This is a genomic window from Peribacillus sp. SRI_006, assembly GCF_057586375.1.
In genome coordinates, this window is sequence record NZ_JBYCZT010000007.1 from 183,984 (window position 1) to 204,660 (window position 20,677).

Annotated in this window: 20 protein-coding genes; 15 read left to right on the forward strand and 5 right to left on the reverse strand. The window is 37.8% G+C overall.

Annotated elements, in window-relative coordinates:
- Nucleotides 1–38: 38 nt before the first annotated feature.
- Nucleotides 39–1,070, forward strand: coding sequence for an aromatic ring-hydroxylating oxygenase subunit alpha (locus AC2YHV_RS12205; protein ID WP_063575797.1), 1,032 nt, complete (start codon nt 39–41; stop codon nt 1,068–1,070).
- 181 nt (nt 1,071–1,251) lie between these two features.
- Here the strand turns inward: AC2YHV_RS12205 and AC2YHV_RS12210 are convergent, their stop codons facing one another.
- Nucleotides 1,252–1,698, reverse strand: a complete 447-nt coding sequence (locus tag AC2YHV_RS12210; RefSeq protein WP_063575798.1) for a DUF5392 family protein — start codon at nt 1,696–1,698, stop codon at nt 1,252–1,254.
- Nucleotides 1,699–2,191: 493 nt separating this feature from the next.
- Here AC2YHV_RS12210 and AC2YHV_RS12215 point away from each other — a divergent pair, with 493 nt between their 5' ends.
- The gene (locus AC2YHV_RS12215; protein WP_222619893.1) at nt 2,192–2,572 is read left to right on the forward strand and encodes a hypothetical protein; all 381 of its coding nucleotides are present in this window, start codon (nt 2,192–2,194) and stop codon (nt 2,570–2,572) included.
- Nucleotides 2,562–3,032, forward strand: a complete 471-nt coding sequence (locus AC2YHV_RS12220) for a hypothetical protein (RefSeq protein WP_487373283.1) — start codon at nt 2,562–2,564, stop codon at nt 3,030–3,032. Before AC2YHV_RS12215 ends, AC2YHV_RS12220 begins: the two co-directional genes overlap by 11 nt.
- 185 nt (nt 3,033–3,217) lie before the next feature.
- Here AC2YHV_RS12220 and AC2YHV_RS12225 read toward each other — a convergent pair whose 3' ends face one another.
- The 3 genes from AC2YHV_RS12225 to AC2YHV_RS12235 form a co-directional block, all read right to left on the reverse strand.
- Entirely contained in the window at nt 3,218–3,793 is a 576-nt protein-coding gene (locus tag AC2YHV_RS12225) for a DUF2238 domain-containing protein (protein ID WP_328118599.1), read from the reverse strand.
- Nucleotides 3,794–3,813: 20 nt separating this feature from the next.
- Nucleotides 3,814–4,380 (reverse strand): DUF2238 domain-containing protein, encoded by a 567-nt coding sequence (locus AC2YHV_RS12230; protein ID WP_487373284.1) that lies wholly within the window; start codon nt 4,378–4,380, stop codon nt 3,814–3,816.
- Nucleotides 4,381–4,516: 136 nt separating this feature from the next.
- Nucleotides 4,517–5,629 carry a GerAB/ArcD/ProY family transporter gene (locus AC2YHV_RS12235; protein ID WP_487373285.1) on the reverse strand — a complete coding sequence of 371 codons (1,113 nt, stop codon included), beginning with the start codon at nt 5,627–5,629 and terminating at the stop codon, nt 4,517–4,519.
- A gap of 548 nt (nt 5,630–6,177) precedes the next feature.
- Between AC2YHV_RS12235 and AC2YHV_RS12240 the strand changes: the two genes are divergently transcribed.
- The 10 genes from AC2YHV_RS12240 (at nt 6,178) to AC2YHV_RS12285 (ending at nt 16,627) form a co-directional block, all read left to right on the forward strand.
- Nucleotides 6,178–6,531, forward strand: a complete 354-nt coding sequence (locus tag AC2YHV_RS12240; RefSeq protein ID WP_057277857.1) for a GNAT family N-acetyltransferase — start codon at nt 6,178–6,180, stop codon at nt 6,529–6,531.
- Between the two features lie 615 nt (nt 6,532–7,146).
- Nucleotides 7,147–8,826 carry a spore germination protein gene (locus tag AC2YHV_RS12245; RefSeq protein WP_487373286.1) on the forward strand — a complete coding sequence of 560 codons (1,680 nt, stop codon included), beginning with the start codon at nt 7,147–7,149 and terminating at the stop codon, nt 8,824–8,826.
- A gap of 26 nt (nt 8,827–8,852) precedes the next feature.
- Nucleotides 8,853–10,040 carry a Ger(x)C family spore germination protein gene (locus AC2YHV_RS12250; protein WP_487373287.1) on the forward strand — a complete coding sequence of 396 codons (1,188 nt, stop codon included), beginning with the start codon at nt 8,853–8,855 and terminating at the stop codon, nt 10,038–10,040.
- A 6-nt stretch (nt 10,041–10,046) separates the two neighbouring features.
- Entirely contained in the window at nt 10,047–10,280 is a 234-nt protein-coding gene (locus AC2YHV_RS12255) for a hypothetical protein (protein ID WP_487373288.1), read from the forward strand.
- Between the two features lie 13 nt (nt 10,281–10,293).
- Entirely contained in the window at nt 10,294–11,379 is a 1,086-nt protein-coding gene (locus AC2YHV_RS12260) for a GerAB/ArcD/ProY family transporter (protein ID WP_487373289.1), read from the forward strand.
- Nucleotides 11,380–11,570: 191 nt separating this feature from the next.
- Nucleotides 11,571–12,557: an SIS domain-containing protein gene (locus tag AC2YHV_RS12265; protein ID WP_487373290.1), complete on the forward strand. Its 987-nt coding sequence runs from the start codon at nt 11,571–11,573 to the stop codon at nt 12,555–12,557.
- A gap of 116 nt (nt 12,558–12,673) precedes the next feature.
- A complete protein-coding gene (locus AC2YHV_RS12270; RefSeq protein WP_063575806.1) occupies nt 12,674–13,960 on the forward strand; it encodes an ABC transporter substrate-binding protein in 1,287 nt (428 codons plus the stop codon).
- 41 nt (nt 13,961–14,001) lie between these two features.
- Nucleotides 14,002–14,880 (forward strand): carbohydrate ABC transporter permease, encoded by an 879-nt coding sequence (locus tag AC2YHV_RS12275; RefSeq protein ID WP_034307788.1) that lies wholly within the window; start codon nt 14,002–14,004, stop codon nt 14,878–14,880.
- Nucleotides 14,881–14,966: 86 nt separating this feature from the next.
- Complete coding sequence (locus AC2YHV_RS12280) at nt 14,967–15,773, forward strand: carbohydrate ABC transporter permease (RefSeq protein WP_226990416.1); 807 nt, start codon at nt 14,967–14,969, stop codon at nt 15,771–15,773.
- A gap of 17 nt (nt 15,774–15,790) precedes the next feature.
- Complete coding sequence (locus tag AC2YHV_RS12285) at nt 15,791–16,627, forward strand: PfkB family carbohydrate kinase (RefSeq protein ID WP_487373291.1); 837 nt, start codon at nt 15,791–15,793, stop codon at nt 16,625–16,627.
- A 38-nt stretch (nt 16,628–16,665) separates the two neighbouring features.
- Here AC2YHV_RS12285 and AC2YHV_RS12290 read toward each other — a convergent pair whose 3' ends face one another.
- Complete coding sequence (locus AC2YHV_RS12290; RefSeq protein ID WP_034307783.1) at nt 16,666–17,424, reverse strand: GntR family transcriptional regulator; 759 nt, start codon at nt 17,422–17,424, stop codon at nt 16,666–16,668.
- 317 nt (nt 17,425–17,741) lie between these two features.
- Between AC2YHV_RS12290 and AC2YHV_RS12295 the strand changes: the two genes are divergently transcribed.
- Together AC2YHV_RS12295 and AC2YHV_RS12300 are read left to right on the forward strand one after the other, a co-directional pair.
- A complete protein-coding gene (locus tag AC2YHV_RS12295) occupies nt 17,742–18,935 on the forward strand; it encodes a M14 family zinc carboxypeptidase (protein WP_145504742.1) in 1,194 nt (397 codons plus the stop codon).
- Nucleotides 18,936–19,334: 399 nt separating this feature from the next.
- Nucleotides 19,335–20,399: a M14 family zinc carboxypeptidase gene (locus tag AC2YHV_RS12300; RefSeq protein ID WP_268564315.1), complete on the forward strand. Its 1,065-nt coding sequence runs from the start codon at nt 19,335–19,337 to the stop codon at nt 20,397–20,399.
- Nucleotides 20,400–20,677 lie beyond the last annotated feature (278 nt).

Consider the following 20,677-nt stretch of genomic DNA (forward strand, 5'->3'; position numbering starts at 1 on the left):
ACTTGTAAATTAGATCAAAAACAGGAGGGGATTTCAAAATGTCCACGAAAGAAAATGTACAGTTCAGCCCAACACTGCCTTATTCACGGTATGTCGATCCAGAGGTATTCAATGAAGAAAGCAAAAAGATCTTCAGAAAGAGTTGGATTTTGGCAGGGCATGCAAGCCAAGTGGAAAAGGTAGGCGATTTCATGACATTGGATATCGCCGGAGAGCCCATTATCGTTTCTCACGGGACCGATGGTGAACTGCGTGCTTTTTACAATATTTGCCCTCATCGCGGAATGAAAGTAGAAAATGCCGATAAAGGAAATAAGAAAATTTTACAATGCGGATACCATGGATGGACGTTCAAATTAGATGGAAGTGTAAATAGAGCCCCTAATTTTAAAACGAATGAGCTGGGAATACACAGCTGTATGAAATCCATTCGCATAGAAGTTCAGAATGCCATGATTTTTGTCAATCTTGACAAAAATGCCCCCCCTATGGCAGAAGCATATCGGGAATTTTTAGAGGAAATGAAAGAGTATCCATTCTTTGATTCACTGAAACTAGTTAGGGAAACCCGCCGTGTGGTAAAAGCTAATTGGAAGGCCGTTGTTGACAATTACCTGGAATGTGATCATTGTTCCATTGCTCATCCTGGCTTTGCTAAATCCTTTGATTTAGCAAACTTTTGCACAACGACACATGACAAATTCACCTATCAATATATGACAGCAAGCAAGAATGGCGAAGGGGACCAAGCGCGTTTTTATTGGGTTTGGCCAAATATGATGATTAACGTTTATCCAGGAGACGGAAACGTGAATACCATTCAAGTAATTCCCGTTGATGCTGTGACGTCGTTAGGTATTTATCGGGATTATTCCTTAGATGAAAAAACAACCATAGAAAAAGAAGAATATTTTAAATTTGTTGATCAAGTACGGCAGGAAGATTTTGATCTAGTGGAAAAACTGCAAAAAGGATTAAGTTCCGAGGCATTTACAAATGGAATCTTTTCTCCAACAGAACATGCTGCAGTCTATTTTCATGAACTCATTGAAAATAAGCTCCAGAACTAACCACTGAGCTCTCAATTGGAATGCACTAAAAAAGGAACGTTCATGGAGAATTTGTAAATGAAAAAACCTAAGCAACCAACCAGTGTGGTTCGGCAGTTTACCGGAGCATACTGGTTGAGTTGTTTTTTTTGTGCCGCCTTTTTTGCCTTATTTGTTATGAAATTTGCGAACTTCCTTTTATTTATTCGGAGTGGGAGGATTTGTTCTTCCATTGTTGTTCTTCAGCAAGAAACTCAAAAAAAACATTCATGGCAGTAAGCGGTTGCTCATTTACTCGTTTAAAGTAGTTGTTTTTTCTGGCATCTGTTAAATAGTTGCTTTTTTTGATTCTCTCCAACATATATTTTTGACTCATTTTCACTATTTCTCTTTGGTTGTGTTTGTTTTCTTTTAATAAGGCAAATCCTACAGCTCCCACCAATGCATAGATTCCAAGTGCGATTTTCGAAATGGGTAAAGAGTCGTTCTTAAATAAGAGAAAAAAAAGATTAATGATGGAAAAGCCTATCATCACCGTTGAAAAAAAACCGTATTTCATATTTTTCTTCAACAAGGGGGACAACTTTAATTGAAGTTGTTCGATTTCGTTTTGCATGAAACCGGGTATATTATTTATTTTGATATTCATTGTTTCCTCCTTATTATCTTGCACCAATAAATATATGGCACTGTAAAATCGTATTTATTAATGAAATAGGAAAAGGAACCTATATATATCTTATCGTTTGGAAACATGTTTGTCATTTAATATACTCTTGGACCTTTTTGAGGGAAAAGTAAACGCAGTGACACATGTGGATGATCAATGGAATGCCCTGTTATATGTGTTGAAAAATTCTTGAAGTATTCTTGAAGTATGAGGAGTCGAAATACAGATCATTTACCTTAATAAACCAATAGTGGTATGAATGATGAATGAATTATGGTAAAATGGTCCTCAAATGGAAGTTTTATTTTTCGTTTTTTCATTATTTATAGTTATGGATGACCTTCCCGCGCCTTTTTTTGTCATAATTACGTGACTAATGTGGTATTTAGTACTTTTAAATCGAGTTTTGGAACAAATCAATATATAATTAGAAGGCGAGATAGTAGATTCAAAGATTAAGGAGGGACATAGAATGATGGAATGGGCTCTGATCATTTTGTTCGCTGCAGCAGTATTACTGTTCATTTTATCGTTTATTAAAAAGGACTCTGTAAAAGTGGACAGTCAATTGGAACAGATTGCCAGCACTTTTGGGGATGAAATGAATGTATTACAGGAAAAAATCAGGAACATCGAGATAGATGCTGAAATTACGGTGCAAGAGGCAGGCATTTTGGCAATGTCTTCCGAAAAGCGAAACATGTTGCGTGAAGTACTCGACCTACATAAGCGAGGCTATTCATTTGAAAGCATCGCACTTAAGACAAAACAGCCGGAAGAAGAAATAGAACGGATGCTTACTCCTTACATGAAAACGACGAATGAAAGGAGAAATGTGGCCAATGACATCTAAATCAATGCGCAGCTTTGCCGGAGGCCTTGTTGTTGCCGCAGGCTTATGCGGTGCAGTGTACTTCTTTGGTCCAGGTGAAGCGACCGGCACGTCTGAGAAACTATCAGAAGATGAAATGAAAGAGTCTCTGGCTTCAGAAGGGTATGTCATACATTCCGAAAAAGAATGGGAAGATCAGATTGCTGAAGCACAGTCGGTTAAAGATAAGGCGGAGGCGGAAAAAGAAACGGTAAAAGAACCAACGGAAAAAATCATATACCGTACAGTTCTTACTGTGTCTAAAGGCTCGACAAGCATCGATGTGGGTAAAGACCTGCAAAAAGCAAAAGTCATCAAAAATGCCAATGAGTTTTCCGACGCGGTTGAAAAGAAGGGCAAGGCCAACGGATTACGCCCTGGAACATATGTGGTGGATAGTGCGATGACGACGGAAAAAATAATTTCCATCATATTTAAATGAACATAAAAATGACCATCGGTAAGATGGTCGTTTCAGACTGTAGACAAACTCGATTTTCATCAAGTTTGTCTACAGTTTTTTTGCTTGTGCAAATTTGGAGGTTGATTGGAAACGTTTGCGTCGAGAAGGCTTGACAGACAGTCGGCGGAAAGGGAGCAGGTACCTGAAATCAACTGGCATGCTTTTTATATTTTTTTTAACTTAATCTTTGTCCGCACTCCAGCCCACACTGCAATGATAAGTCCTCCAATCGTATCCGCGATTAAATCGATCATTGTATCTTTATTTCCCCCGCCTTGCAGTGTCATTCCGAATAATTGATCAGAACTAAATTCGTAGATCTCCCATATGACACCTCCAAGTGCCGAGAAAGAAAGGGTGAACAAAAAGACGAACCAAGGGGATATCTCTTTGCCCGCATTTCTGTATACCAATCGTTCATATAAAGCAATTCCCGTAAAAGCAAGAAGGGAACCGCTTAACAAATGCAAAAATGTGTCCCACCACCCCAGTCCATACCAACCTAAAATAGATCCTAAAAATTGTGAAGCGAATAAGAAGATCAAATAGGAAATGGTAATTGGCAAATTGAATTGAAGCTTGGTTAATAAGGACAGTGAAAGGGGAATTGCCCCACATACCACACCGCCTATCGAAACCAGTGATTTGAAAGTTTCATCGGCTGTATAGTAATAAATAGATAAAGCTCCCATGAAAAATACATACACTAAACTTAATGAAATAACTAACTTACGATTCATATGATTACCTCAACAAATCATCATAATTTTAATTTTTGTACACTAGAATAAATGGAAATGAGCAGGCCGCCGGTTAGTCCGAAAATTATATCGTACATGGTATCTTTGTTACCGCCTCGCTGCATGGTATGAGTAAAAGTGAGATCTCCCACAAATTCATATATTTCCCAAAAAACAGTGACACAAGCTGAAAGTGAAAGAACAAAAAGGAAAATGACCCACCTTGAAGTGTCTTTTCTCGCTTTTTGAGGGATGTAAAGTTTATAAAGGGCAATCCCCACAAATCCCACGAAGATGCCTTTGTAGAAGTGAAGTCCAGAGTCCCACCATTTAAAATCAATATAAAAATTTGCGATGGATCCTAAAAATGCCGTACAGAAAACCAAAACATAATAGCCGATTATGATTGGAATGTTAAAGGGATTATTTTTTACAAATAGTAATGAAATGGGCAAGGCACTTACCACTATTCCGCCAAGAGCTACCATCCATCGGGAAGAATCATCTTTTTTAAGGTAAAAGATGAGTAACCCAGTCATGAATGCTATAAATATCAAACTAAAAATAATGATTATTTTATGTTTCAATATACTCACCTCATTCGTAAATATTCATTACGATCATCCAATCGAGCCAGATTGAACCCGGAAAAAATGACTATTTGGAGTATTTTTATGACGTTCTTTTTAAAGTCTCCAACTCACTCAGTATATGATCACATTTTTATTGGCTACCATGGTGCTTTTTAAAGATGTTTCTAAATTTAGCCGTTATAAACAATAATAAAGGCATGACCAGACCAAAAGCCGCTGCATGGAATAACCATATATTTTTATTGTATTCCCCGGATGAAGAGACCGTCGGAAAAACAATCAATGAATAAAAAACCATTATCACCCCTAAAGCTGTAGTAAATGGCCGATAATCCTTTATATTGAAAATGTTTGAAAATAAGACAACCGAAACATAAAAATACATAACCGTCCTCGTATAGGTTGTGAAAATCCAAATAGTGGCAATTACGGCTTCGATCCGCATGAGGAAATTCCCTACATTTATTTTTTTTGCCATCGTATAACTTGGAGCAATATTTCTTGCGGTGTTATCGGGTCCAAGAACCAAGATATCCAGCATGATAACCAGAATTAATATGATTCCTCCGATCAAAGTGCCAATATAAAAGGCTTTTCCCCCTAGTTTTCTTTCATTTACTTTTGAAGGGAAAATCATTAAAAACATAACAGGGGAAAGCGTGAACACGCTAACATAAAAAAGTATCGCCCGTATTAAGGGTTTAGTGCCTCCTTCAAATACTGGCTGAATGTTTTGAATGTTTGCTTGAGGAATGATGGAAACCAAAAAAATAATCAGTAATAGTAATACGGGAATGAAGAATATTTCCAACGTGCGTGTAAAAGTTTCAAAACCAAGGCGGACTGTAAAGATCACTACTGTAGCTAACAATATATTTAAAGCTACAAGAGGAGTATCCGGCATCCAAAAAGTTTTAATGAAATTCCCCACATAATAAGTGGTCTCGGCAGCAGTTGAAAAAGACCAGAAGAAAAATGTGAGATTAATCATCTTTCCGACTAACTTACCGAAAACCTTTTCATTTATTTGATCTAAAGCGAGATCAGGATATAAATTTCCAACCCTGATGTAAAACCATACAAAAATTAATGCGATTCCTGTTCCAAATAATGCAGCAAGCCACGCATCCTGCTTTGCAAAACCAGCTAAAGGAGAAGGAGTATGTAAAATAACCGTTCCTACCGAATACAAGAGGATTAAAATCATCAATTGATGTGATGAAATTTTGAAACTACCAGGCATTATTTTTCACCTATATGTTTGTTCCTTCCTTCTTAATACTCCCTATTTTTGGCTATTCTTGTTCAAGTTATTCACACGGACATCAATTGTCTATCTTCAACAATCCACCCCCGTTACATCAATCGGTCGCGAATTTTCTGCCTTTTTACTGATGTAGCTCTACTATACAATCATAGAATTACTGTCCAAGAGAAAGTAATTTAATTCCTTAGTCCCGAACCTTAATGGTTTAGGAACCGTATATTGTTTTAACTATGGCCTAACTTTTCAGTCATTCCTCATAGTACTTGATAGGGACCTTCTTGACTTCTGGAAGATATTAATTGCACTGAACGTGTACATTTCCTTTGATATGGCACAATTCTTGCAAATGATTTATTGGTATATCTAATATTTAGAGAAAGGAAGAAGAACTGTTGGACATATTGAAAAATATTTAAGCTCTAGGTTATCAAGCATATTTGATAGGCTTAAATGTCAGAAACTTAATCCGGATTCATAAAGGGCAAGGCGAAGCGGTTAAACTTAAAATGTTAGGAGAAATTAGTATGAAAATACCAGTGGAAAATATAGTGGAGTTAACTGTAGAACATCAATTTTTACAGGCTTTTCCTATATTGAGTCAGTTACGTACAGATTTGACTTTAAAGGAATATCTAGATTTATTAAATGATATGCGTAAGGAGGGTAAACGGTTATTTGCTTTATATCATGATACAAGCATTGTAGCATTAGCAGGTATTAGCTGGCGTGAAGATTCATATAATGAACGCTATGTTTATGTACAAGATTTGGTTACTGATGTAAATCATCGTCCTAGTGGCCTTGGATATAATCTGCTCAGTTATATACATAATTGGGCAAAAGAACAAGGAGCTGAATATATTACATTGGAAGCTTGAAATCGGCGCCTTGTCACCCATATTAGGATGGGGAAGAGGACTTATTGGGCGTAGTCTTTTTATCGTACATATGTACCAGAAATGAAATGTTGCGACTTCAAGAGTGTTGGGAAAATGGGGACGAAACAATTATAAAAGTTGAGTTTGGAAAAAACAGGTACTTGGAATTAAACAAGTTGAAGGAAAAAGCTCTTTACTCCCTAATTCTTGCCATCCAAAAATTAGTTGAAAGCTATTAAAAACTCTGTGGAAATCTGCAGGGTTTTTTTTTTCTCTAAACCATCCCGTCAATTTAGTCCAATAATGGATTATGCGAATATTGGCAATCTATGCATTTACTCATAGGATGCTTTTATACATAATTTCCAATGGTTTTGATTTAGATTGTGCACCCTACCGAATTGATTCTAAAAGGCAAATTTTTTCCGAGTTTGAAAAGATGGCGGGAAGTGGTTGATAACAATCGTGGATTTAAGGGTAAAAGTGAAATTTTGATAAAAGATTATCATGTATATAATGTTTTTTGCACAGCGATTTATTTTACATACATGGATATAATTGCAGCGAAGGTGAAAACCTAATTTTAACAAGCTTTTGGTTATGAGGGGGTTAGCAATGAAATCTCGAGTTCCTATCCCATTGAGGAAGTTAATTGAAGATAAACAATCGGTGAAAAATAAAAAACAACTAGAGGACCTGAATCAAAGCGAAAATCCAAACTCCAGCAAAACCAAAAATCAAAACCAAAATTCAGTTACATCCCAAAACAGAAGTAAGGACTCAAAGAATCATCAAACAAAACTTATATCCCCTGATCTTCAATATAATATAGACCATATTAAGAAAACGTTAGGAAATAGTTCAGACATCGTTATAAGGGATTTCCAAGCAGGTAAAAATGGGGAAATTAAATTAGGCATCATTTACACAGAAGGATTAACGGATTCAGCTTCCATCCAGGATTTAATCCTCGACACTTTGATGGTTGAAATTCGGAACTCTGACTTGGAAGTAGCGGTCCCTGATTGTTTTGAAATGATAAAATCACATACTCTTCCTGTAGGGGGAATAGTGGAAATAACTGATTTTCAAAAGCTTTTTAACCATGTTTTATCGGGAGACACGATGTTATTGATGGACGGCTCCCCAAAAGGATTGGCACTCGGCTCAAGAGGTTGGGTCGATCGCGGAGTTCAAGAACCTTCCTCCCAAACAGTAGTAAGAGGGCCAAAGGATGGGTTTACTGAAACACTGCGAACAAATACTGCTTTAATAAGACGGAGAATAAAAGATCCTAACTTATGGCTTGAAACAAAGCAGATTGGAGAAAAAACGCAAACGGACGTTGCGATTATGTATTTAAAAGGTGTTGCCAATGATAAAACGGTTTCAGAATTGCAAAGCCGGTTAAATCGAATCAATATAGATGCGATTCTTGAGAGTGGATACATTGAAGAGCTTATTCAGGATGAGGTATACACTCCATTTCCAACGGTTTATAATACGGAGCGTCCTGATGCTGTAGCCGCTGCCATTTTAGAAGGAAGAATTGCGATAATGGTTGACGGAACGCCGTTTGTCCTTATCGTTCCAGCACTGATGGTGCATTTTTTCCAGTCCAGTGAAGACTATTATCAACGGGCAGATATTGCCACATTAATTCGAGTATTACGGTATTTATCCTTTTTCCTAGCTTTGCTAACACCGTCACTTTATGTAGCTGTTTCGACTTTTCATCAAGAAATGCTTCCTACTCCATTACTCATAAGTCTAGCTTCACAACGTGAGGGAGTTCCTTTTCCTGCTTTTGTGGAGGCGATGCTGATGGAGGTAGTGTTTGAAATTTTGCGTGAGGCAGGTGTGAGGATGCCAAGGGCAATCGGTTCATCCATTTCCATCGTTGGTGCATTAGTAATTGGACAGGCTGCTGTCGAAGCAGGGTTCGTTTCGGCAACAATGGTTATCATCGTGTCCTTAACAGCCATCTGCAGCTTTGTGTTCCCAGCCAATAGTATGGCCATGGCTTTTCGGATGCTTCGATTCTTGTTTATGATCCTTGCCGCTACATTTGGGTTATACGGGATCATTTTGGGGCTGATCGTGATGGTCCTGCATTTAAATAGCATAAGATCTTTTGGTTTACCATATTTAGCTCCAAATGCACCATTCATTTTACAAGATCAAAAAGACAACATCATTCGTATGCCACATTGGTCATTATTAAAGCGGCCTCGTTTGATCAGTAAAAATGATACAGACAGAGGAGATGTCAGTTCTCCAAAACCACCTAGATAAAATGATGAGATTATGAGGGTTTTACGATGAAAAAAATGCTAAAGGTATTTTTAATGCTACCTATAATTTGTTTATCCGGCTGTTGGAGCAGCATTGAGTTGAATGAACTTGCCATCGTTACTGCCATGGGAATTGATAAAACGGAAGATGGGTATCTTGTATCCGTCCAAGTTCTGAATTCGAGTGAGCTTGCAGGTGATGCCAGGTCCGGCCGTACGGAAGTTGTAACCTTCAGGAAAAGCGGTGCAACCATTGCTGAAGCAATAAGAAGCCTATCAACTGATGTACCAAGGAGGTTATATGTCGCACATCTTCGAGAAATTGTCTTTGGTGAGGAAATGGCCAGGGCAGGAATTGCAAAGCCTCTGGATGTCCTTTCCCGGCAAAAGGAGTTGCGATCCGATTTCTATATGACCGTTGCGAAGGGTTCAACTGCTTATGATACGCTTAATGTGCAAACGGCCCTTGAAAAAATACCGGCAAATAAAGTTTTTGACTCCTTGGAAAATTCAGAGACAAGATGGGCGCCTACAAGGACGGTCACTTTGGATGAGCTGGTCAGCAGTATCGTCAGCAAAGGCAGACAGGCCATGCTAACGGGAATTCTCGTTTATGGTGATCCCGAAGCAGGAAGCAAGGTTACGAATGCACAAGATATCTCCCCGAAATCCGGTTTGCGATTGGATTATCTTGGAGTATTCAAGAAGGATAAACTTGTCGGCTGGTTAAACAGGAACGACAGTAAAGGTGTTAGTTACATTACAGATCATGTTAAGTCCACCGCGGTAAATATTCCATGTGAAGGTGACCAAATTACGGTCAACACGACAAGTACAAAAACGAAAATCAAGGGAAAAATGGAAAAAGGAAATCCGAAAATTGATATAAATGTCACGTCAGAAGGGAGTATAGGTGAAGTAGAATGCACAATTGATTTAACTAAACCCGAAAAAATCGAAGAATTGAATAAAAGATACGCAAAAGACATTAAGGATAAAATAGAAGGATCGATAAAAACGCTTCAAGAGAAGTATCAAAGTGATATCTTCGGTTTTGGTGACGAAATTCATAGAACCGATCCTAAAGAATGGAAGCGTTTAAAAGGAAATTGGGATCAGGAATTCGCAAAATTGGACGTGAATGTAACCGTTACTGCAAAGATTCGCAATTTAGGCACCATATCAGAATCCTTTCAAAAAGAAATCGAGGAGTAAAGATCAATGTGGGCAATTATTGGAACAGTGTGTACTGGAGCTATTATTTCATTTTTCGAAATACTACCCCTTATCAAAAAGAAATGCTGGAAGGAAATTGTCATTTTCATTTTATTGCTTTTAGTTGGCATGACGTTGAGTATTTTAATTATCAAGGATGTTACCATTCCCACTCCTATAGACTGGATAACGAAAATATATAGTCCACTCGCTCATTTCATGGATCGCATTTTATCCTAGGGAGGAATGGAATATGCTTGAAAAAGGAAAAATCAGCTCTGGTGAATTTCTAATAATGGTCATCATATTCACCATAGGAGGAGCGATACTTACTTTACCTTCCGTACTTGTCTCTTTAGCAAAACAGGATGGCTGGATTGCTTATATCTTAGCTACTCTCATCGGGTTATGTTTTGTTCTGTTATTTACCCGGCTCGCCTTACTTTACCCATCCATGACTTATATAGAAGTTAATGAAAAAATATTTGGGAAATGGATCGGGAAGATCTCTGCACTCCTTTTCCTATTATATTTATATTACCTTTCTTCCGCGTTACTTAGTGAAATTGGGAATTTTTTTTCAACACAGGTTCTGGTTGAGACACCTATAGAAATGATTATGATCTTGTTTATATTAACAAGCTTATTTGGTGCAAGACTAGGATTGGAAGTCATCTGCCGAACGGCATTAATCTTTTTCCCTTGGCTTGTACTGCTGCTTTTCATATTATTCGTATTTCTTATCCCGGATATCAAAATCGAAAATTTGCAACCTATATTTGAAAAAGGCATGAAACCGATATTGAGGGGATCATATCACTCCTTAGCACTGCCTTATGTTCAGCTTGTTTTCTTTTTAATGATCACTCCATATGTACATGAAAAGGCTGAAATGAAGAAAAGCTTTTATTTAGGGACCATATTAGGTGGCGGCGTTCTATTCTTAGTGATCATTTTCTGTATCCTTGTATTGGGTGCTGATAATACAGCAAGATTAACCTACCCTTCGTATAAACTGGGAATGAGGATAAGCATTGGTGATTTTTTTGAAAGGGTCGAGGTCATTGTAGCCTTCATTTGGGTTTTTACAGAGTATTTTAAGTTGACCATATGCTTTTATGGGCTCGCCTTGGGACTAGCACAATTGATGGGACTGCAAAATTACAAAATACTTCTATTCCCATTAGCTTTTCTAATTCTCACGTTTACCATCTTTTCGCATCCCGATCTTGTGCATTATCAACACTTTATGGCTACAGCTTGGACACCATTATCCTTAACGATTTGTTTTATTATGCCATTGTTATTATTAACAGTTGGGAAAATTAGGGGAAGGTAAGGGGGCGTCACTTGTTCAGGTGGACATTACTTACATCTGGAAAAAATTTACCATGAAAATTTTGATGGGACATGGAAATGGAGTAAATAAAATATTCTGACAAATCCATTGACTAAAGAAAGGTGATGATTTAATATAACAATATATAACATTACATAATGTTGTATATCAAATATTAAAGGAGTGGGAAAATGAGTAAATCGGTTATGAATGTAAAAAGTAATGTAAAAACAGTATGGGATCAATTAAAGGGTAAGAAAATTAACAATATTTATTTGGTAGCATGCGGGGGATCTTCTGCCATTATGTATTCAGCTAAGTATATACTGGATCGTGAAGCTAAAAATATAACCTCCGATCTGTATAGTTCAAATGAGTTTATACATCGCAATCCACAACAACTAGGGAAGGAATCTTTAGTCATTTTATGCTCGATGTCCGGAACAACTCCTGAAACAGCTGAAGCGGCTAAGTTTGCAAAAAGTAAAGGTGCGTTTGCAGTGGCATTAACGAACGAACCAGCATCACCATTGGCCCAAAATGCGGACCTTTATATTAAATATGAATGGGGGAACGGTGTAAACGCCTTCGATACAAACCTCAGTGTTTTATATCAATTAGTTTTTGGTGTACTTCATATGGCGGAAAACAATGAAAAGTTCGGAAAACTGGTATCAAGTTTGGAGAACTTACAGCCAGTGTATGAAAAAGCCCTGGAGCAAGAAGCTTCCAATGCAAGGGTATTCGCACAATCTCATGCAAAAGAACCTGTTATCTATACAATGGCAAGTGGTTCAAACTATGGGACAGCCTATTCTTTCAGCATTTGTATCTTAATGGAAATGCAATGGATACACTCACATGCCATTCATGCTGGTGAGTACTTCCATGGACCATTCGAAATTATTGACGAAAATGTACCGTTTATCATTCTATTGGGATTGGATGAAACAAGACCATTGGAAGAAAGAGCATTATCTTTTTCTCAGCGTTATGGCAAAAAGCTAACGGTGTTAGATGCAAAACAGTATGATCTTGATGGTATTGATGAAGAAGTAAAAGGATATATTGCACCGCTTATCTTAAATCGTGTATTACGTCAATATGCAGAAGAATTAGCGGAAGCGCGTAATCATCCCTTAAGCAAAAGGCGTTATATGTGGAAAGTAGAATACTGATAGCTAGAGAAAACTTAATATTCTGTATATTTTATTTGCGAATTATACTATAATGTTTTATAACATTATAGTATAATTTCCTGATGATAAAAGCATTTATAAAAAGGAGGGTATTCATGAGAAAAACAAAACTTATATTCGCATCATTTTTAAGTTTATCTTTAATGCTTGGGGGATGTTCTGGTGAAAGAACATCTTCAGAATCAGAAGTTGGAAAAACCACCTTAACATTTTTCCATAGGTGGCCAAAGGAACCGGAAAAAACTTACTTTAATGAAGTTGTAAAAGAATTTGAAAAACAAAACCCCGATATCCATATTAAAACCGAAGCAGTCCTAAACGATTCGTATAAAGACAAAATTAAAGTAATGACAGGTACAAATAATCCACCTGATATTTATTTCTCTTGGAGTGATGAATTTGCCAGTCAGTTTGTGCGAGGCAATAAAGCTTTGGATTTAACTTCTTATTATAAAAACGATCCGACATGGTCTTCTCAACTCGTTCCATCCCAAGTCAAACCATATACATTTAATGATAAGGTGTATGGTGTCCCCGTAACAATGGATGGGAAAATGTTTTTCTATAACAAGGATGTCTTCGAAAAATTGAACATACACCCACCTAAAACCTGGAATGATTTTATCGATGTATTAAAAGTGTTAAAAAAGAATAACTACACAGCTCTTCAATTCGGCAGTCAAGATACTTGGACAATTTCCCATTATGTGGGCACATTGAATCAACGTCTGGTTAGTCCGGAAGTGCTGGCAATGGATTATAATCGAAAAACCGGAAAATTCAAGGATGACGACTACATAAAAGCGCTTGAGAAATTCCAAGAGTTGTTACCTTACTTTAATGAGAATACTAATTCAATAGATCATGAATATGCAAGGCAGCAATTTTCAAATGGTAAAGCACCTATGTTTTATGCAGAAACGGCAGAGATCAAGTTATTTGGACCCACTAAGTTTGAACTTGGAATGTTTAACTTCCCTGAGGTAGAAGGAGGAAAGGGTAATCAAACAAATCTAACGGGATCGCCTGAAGGCTTTATGGTTTCTTCCAAGACAAAGCATCCCAAAGAAGCGATGGAGTTTTTAAAGTTTCTAACCACTAAACATATGGGAGAAAAACTAGTCACTGATGTGGGCAAGTATAGTGCAGTTAAAGGTACGGTGAATGAAAATAATTCTTCCCCGGAACAGCTGGAAGCGGTTCAAAGCATATTAAACACAAAAGAAATGGCCCCATGGTTTGACATGAGCATCGATGCGCGTATTGCAGATGCCTATTTAACCGGAACACAAATGATGTTAAATGGAGATAAAACACCTAAACAAATTATGCGTGATGTTCAAAAAGCAGCTGATACCGTTAGATTTGAAGCGGGGAAATAAGGGAATTCATTTTTCCGTTTTATTAAGGGAGTGATATTTTAATGATAAAACCCGATAAATTTGTACCTTATCTATATCTTCTTCCAGCCTTAGTTTTTTTATTGCTTGTTTATATTCCCATTTTCCAGAATATTGGCGATAGTATGTATAATTGGAGTACATTTTCACCAGATAAAGCATTTGTAGGGATGGATAACTACTTTACTTTATTTAAAGATCCCGTATTTTATGAAGCTTTAAAAAATAATATTCTTTATGCTGTCATTTCGATTGTTTTCCAGGTTTTTGGAGGGTTAATTGTTGCAGCCGTTTTAGAAGATAAATTAATCCGTAAATTTTCACCTATATTTCGCACAGTCTATTTTTTGCCGGTCGTCGTTTCAATGACAGTCATCGCATTGCTGTTTTCATTTTTTTACAACCCGGAAGTAGGGTTGTTAAATCAGTTTCTTAAAATGATTGGATTGAATAATTTAGCATTGCCATGGTTGGGTGATAGTGAAACGGCAATCTATGCAGTCATTGCTGTCTCACAGTGGCAATCAATTGGTTATATAGCCATGCTATATATCGTTTCCATTCAAAAAATTTCACCTGAACTATATGAAGCAGCTGAAATGGATGGAGCGAATAAAATAAAAACGTTTTTTCACATTACGGTTCCAGCAACAAAGGAAATGACATTCGTCGCCGTAATATTAACATTGACAGGTGCCTTTACAGTGTTTAATGAGCCATATATCTTAACCGGAGGGGGCCCGGGAACTTCTTCGGAAGTCCTGAGTACCTATTTATATAAAACGGCTTTTTCAAAAGATATGATGGGATATGCTTCTGCCATAGCAACGGTTATCTTAATTATTACGTTACTTATTTCTCTTGTACAAATGAAAATATTTAAAACGGGAAAGGAGGACTAATAATGGAGATGCCTAAATCAACGATTGGAGTACCGGAATTAGTTGTGGAAGATCTAGAGTATGCAAGGAAAAGAAAAACCTATAATATGAGAATAGCCCTTGTTTATGCAGGTTTGATCGCCTACTTTCTTGTTGTTGCATATCCCTTATTATGGATGGTCATCAGTTCTTTCAAAAGCACAGAGGAAATTTTTAACCATAGTTGGTCACTTCCTCATACATGGTTGTTTGAAAATTATGTTACAGCTTGGAATAGTGGGATTTCTTCCTACTTTTTAAATAGTGTCATGGTTACTGGCATGACTTGTATGCTAACGGTTTTAGTAAGTGCGTTAGGTGCATACGGATTATCTCGCTTCGATTTTCGTGGAAAGGCTTTCATTTTGGTCATATGCTTAGGCGGTTTGATGCTATCTCCTCAAGTAAGCCTGATCCCTTTGTATAATATCATTCAGAAGCTTGGGATATATAACACCCATTGGGCGCTAATCTTACCTTATGTAGCATACAGAATTCCGCTAACCATCTTGTTGATTCGTGCCTACTTCCTGTCCATTCCGAAAGAACTGGAAGAGGCTGCCCGGCTGGATGGGTGCACAAACCTTGGAATCCTTTTTAGGATTTTCATACCCATGAGTAAACCTATTTTATTAACGACGGTAATTTTAACAGCTTACTATACATGGAATGAATTCATGTTCGCCATCATCTTTATAGATGATGATAGTTTACGTACGATACCTGCCGGTTTAATGCAATTCCGAGATGCATTGCAAACCGATTGGGGAGTGTTGCTTTCTGGATTAACGATTTCAGCGGCACCTATCGTCATTTTATTTTTATTCATGCAGAAGTATTTTATCCGTGGAATTGCTAGTGGAAGTGTAAAATGATAACAGGGGGAACAGGCATGAAGCTAATTGGAATTGGGGATAACGTAGTAGATTATTATAAAGACCAAGGAAAGATATATCCCGGCGGCAATTCATTAAACGTGGCAGTCATGTACAATCGTTTAAATGATGAACAATCTTCATATATTGGCATTGTAGGAAATGATGGGGCGGCAGACCATGTGTTAGAGGTATTGCAAAAGGAAAAGATGGAGATTAGTAGAGTAAGACAAGCGGTAGGAGAAAACGGTATGGCCGTCGTCGCGTTGGATAAGGACGGGGACCGAATTTTCATTGGTTCCAATAGAGGGGGAATTCAATCCAGATTGGGGATTGTACTGAATGACAAGGATTTGGATTATATTCGGCAACACGACCTTCTTCATACAAGTGTTTATAGCCATATAGAGCATAACCTCCCATCATTAAGCCAACTCATTGACATTTCTTTTGATTTTTCGACAAATCAAGAGGAACACTATTTACAAAAAGTTTGTCCGTATGTGACATATGCATTTTTTTCAGGAAGTAATTTAAACACTGCAGAGTGCCATGCACTGATTCAAAAGGTGCATTCGTTCGGCACAAAAGTGGTATGTGTTACTCGTGGGGAAAAGGGAGCACTCTTATCAATTGAAAATCAATTATATGAACAAGCCATTATCCAAACCAAAGTTGTAGATACATTGGGGGCGGGAGATTCATTTATTGCTGGTTTTCTCTCATCGTATGTCCAAGGGCAAGATGTAAATAAAGCTTTACAAAAAGGAGCTTTAGCTGCCTCCCAAACCTGTCAGGATTATGGAGCTTTTGGGTATGGTAAAGAATATATTCCTGACCATATGCTGGTTTAACATGATTTATAGATGGAAAAAGGTAACGAGATCCCGGATTAGGAGGGGGATTCGTTACCTTTTTCTTGCGACATGGAACTATCAATCGTAAAGGTCACGCGATTGGCAGGATAATATAAGAAGGAGGAATGGATGGGCTGCTTCTTTGCGTCATATGCCACTTTCTCCACTTTGAAAAGGGGATCTCCCACTTCGCACTCTAAAAATTTTGCTTCATCTGCATTTGCCAATACCATATTTAAGAGTTTCGTGTTATGAACAGGAGTAATATTATATTTATGCTTTATGATGTCATACATGGAAACGGAGTTATGGACATGTTCATTTAAATTAGGCAGAACCTTTAAGGAATAATGAGAAATTTCCAAGGTGAGAGGTTGATTATCATAGTATAAGATCCTTTGTAATTCAAGAACATCACTTTCAGGAGTAATCTCCAAGGATTTAGAAATATTAGCCGGTGCGGGTATGATTCCAAATGAAAGGATTTTAGTTTGAGGTATCTTCCCTAATTCTGACATATATTCAGCATGACCGTTAACAGCAAATAGTTCCCTTTTTACTTTAGGATATTGGACAAATGTTCCCTTTCCTTGTTGGCGTATTAGAAGACCCTCTTCCACCAAGTCCAAAACCGCTTTTCTAACAGTAATGCGACTTACTCCATATATGTCACATAATTCTGTTTCCGTTGGTAATCTTTCGCCAGGAGAGTAAATCCCTTTGTTTATATCTTCAATAATAGATTGTTTCAATTGCATATATAATGGCGTAGAACTATGAGTGTTGAGTTTCATGTTTTCCCCTTTCTCTTATTTTTTCTTTTATTATAACGTAATGTGATGTTATAGTACAAATCATCAATTCGACTAAATGCATAGCTAATATATATATGGTTAAAGGCATCCGGCAACAACGATCGTTGTTGTGGGAAAATATGCATTTTTGCACTAACATAAAAAGAGTATATATTAGTGCAGCTCCCAACTTTTAGCTCAAGCTGGTGGCAGCATCATAAAATAGCCATAATACGACACCAAATTCCAACATATTTCTACTTTTCCATTTTGTATAATGAGATAGAAAAATATTTTAAGGGAGTGATTGTTGTCATATGAAAAACAGGAAGGTTATTTCAACTCTGGGAGTTGCCGTTTTATCGGCGAGTATTGCGGCACCAGCATTTGCAGCTAATGAAACATCCCCGGGAACACCCATTCAACAAACTTATTCGGTTTCAGGTTTTACAGATCATGCTGAACTAGGGAAAAAGCTAGAACAAATTGCGAGTGATAGCCAAGGTAAAGTAAAAGTGGAGGTAGCTGGATATTCCAATAGACATAGAGAAATCTATAAAGCAACCGTAGGAACAGGCGACAAAGTCGTTTTCATTCAAAGTGAGATCCATGGGAATGAGAAAACTGGTACGGATGCCATCTTGAATATCTTGAAGTTTTTGGGGACCAACTCACCTGAAGCGGAAAAAATTCGTAAAGAAATTACCTTGGTAGCTTTGCCTAAAATGAATCCCGATGCCGCTGAATTGAACCGTCGCGGAAATGATATGACCTGGGCAGAGGTCGTCGACCAGTTTCCGCAGTTAGCAGGAGCCAATCCATCTTGGAACTACTATACATACAAAAATGAATCATTCGATTATGAGTCCAAACCAGGTTTCGATGTTAATCGTGACTTTAATCCTGATTTAAATTATATTCCTCAAGCTAAAGACTTCCCTGGAAAATCATCCACCCCTGGTTGGTTCATAACACCTGAATCACAAACAACACGTGATGTTTACAAGGCTCTACTGAAGCAATACGGTAAGGTGGAGATTTTTGTGGACCTGCATCACCAAGCTCCCTATTATGAAGTTGATGGAACGGATGATTTAGTCACCTACTCGATTTCCGCTCAATTTGTTCCTGATCCAAGCTCGCCTTCAGGACAGGATTATGCAAAATATGCAAAAAACTATAATTATGATTTTTCCAGACAATTGAATGTGGCGGTATATAATGCCATGAAAGCACAAGGTAATTCTCCATATGGGAATATATCCTTGTATCCGCAAAATCAAAACCTTCCTGGAACGGCTTTAGGAGCCTTTGCTTTAAACGGAAGCGGGACAGTACTCTTTGAAGTTAGAGGTCAAACTCAGTCTTTTGGCCAAAAGAAAAAAGGCATGCTCATTAAAGCAGTTGAAAGAGGCCTATATGGAATAATCGATGGAGTTACTGATGGCTCTGTATATAAAATCAATCCGGAACAATACGAGTCAATTCCACTGACGGAGGGCAGGCAATAATTAAAAGTGAGGAAAAGATAGTTTTATAACTTCCAGCATATATTGAAGTAACCAGACGGAACTCTAGGCAAATGTGTTCTATCTAAAAGGTAAGACAAAGTTGATTGGAGCGGGTGTTCGAGACTCCTGCTTAGAAAAGCGCGTCTAGGGGAGACCCCGCAGGCGAAAGCCGAGGAGGCTCCCCTGGCCGCCCGCGGAAAGCGAGTGCCCTACGTTCCAATCAACGTCAGACGGGTGTCCGTCTGGTTTTTCTTCATCGGGAACAAAAATGTTTTTTGGTAGAAGAAAACTATTTGGAAACATAGTGATTTTTCACTATTAACATAAAGTAGCGAAAGTGTCAGAATATTATTAATAGTAATTTTTTCTGATTATTATATTTGATAAGGAGGGTTTTTATTGAATTTTAAAAAGAAGGTTCTATCAGTTTCATTATCTAGTTTAATGACGTTAAGCGCAGTAACAGCTGTTGCGTTACCTGTCGGAGCGGTTGGAAATGGTCCCAGTGCTGGAAATGGACAAGTGACAACTTCAAATCTTCATACATATGAAAGCCTGGTGAGCTATCTTAAAACGCAGGATGCTAAACAAGAAAGGCTGGCACTGGAAGTAATCGGGGAAACGGTAAAAGGAAGGGACATTTACCTAGCGAAGTACATCTCAAATCCTAAGAATCCAACCATACTATTTTTGACGCAACAGCATGGAAATGAACAACTGACTACCGAGGGTGCACTCGAATTCATTAAACATCTAGGCACGAACAAGACTAAAGGTATTTTGGATAATGTCAATATATTGATCATTCCCATGTTAAATGCAGATGGAGCCATGGGAGATGTTAATTTCCCTCTTGATGATTATTTAGCAAAAGGTGATCGGCATTTAACACGGGCAAATGCAAATGGGATTGACTTGAACCGTGAGCATGATAAAAAAACTGATAACATGCAAGTAGAGGTAAAGGCTTTACACGAAAATGTATTTGCGAAATACGATATAGATTACATGATAGATTTACATCATCAAGGGACGCTAAGCGAAACGGACGGTGAACTTGTTTCAGGTTCAATTCTTTATCCTACAAACGCGAACGTAAAGCCTGAAGTGTTAGAAGCCTCAAAAAAATTGGGTGCTGTCGTATATAACTCCATTGAACCAACTGGTTGGGGGCATATTGGTAGGTATGATGGCGGTTCTGGAGAAAATATAGGCCGTAATGGTGCAGCCGTTCGCTATGATATTGCCACACTGCTCTTTGAGATGCGAGGTATGTCGGACCACAATGTCGAGTCAGTAGCGCTTGGACAAAAAAGTAATGGCTATCTAATAAAGCAAACGGTAACCACTTTGGATGCAGCTGTCAGAGCTATTGCCGATGATTCAATTGAAACTGTCGATGCAAGCTTTTGGGACACCCTGCCAACACAATCCAATCGTCCCGGGATAGAATCGGACGAATAAAATGAAGACACATTCCATTCTTTCAGATGGGATGTGTTTTTTTATTTTCCTACACCGATAGACGAAGTTGTTATATGGAATGATTTATAGTCGAAGTAGCAGGACAAGGATAAAGATGACATAGAAAAAAAGCATCTGCTTTCACCTAAGATGCTCAGTTTGTCGACAAAAGGGGTTCGGAATGATTTCACATAGAACCATGATTTTAAAGGAAGATTAGATGATCCTTAATGTTTTTTTGTTTTATGAAACCTCAATGGATGGAAGAAATTTGCGAC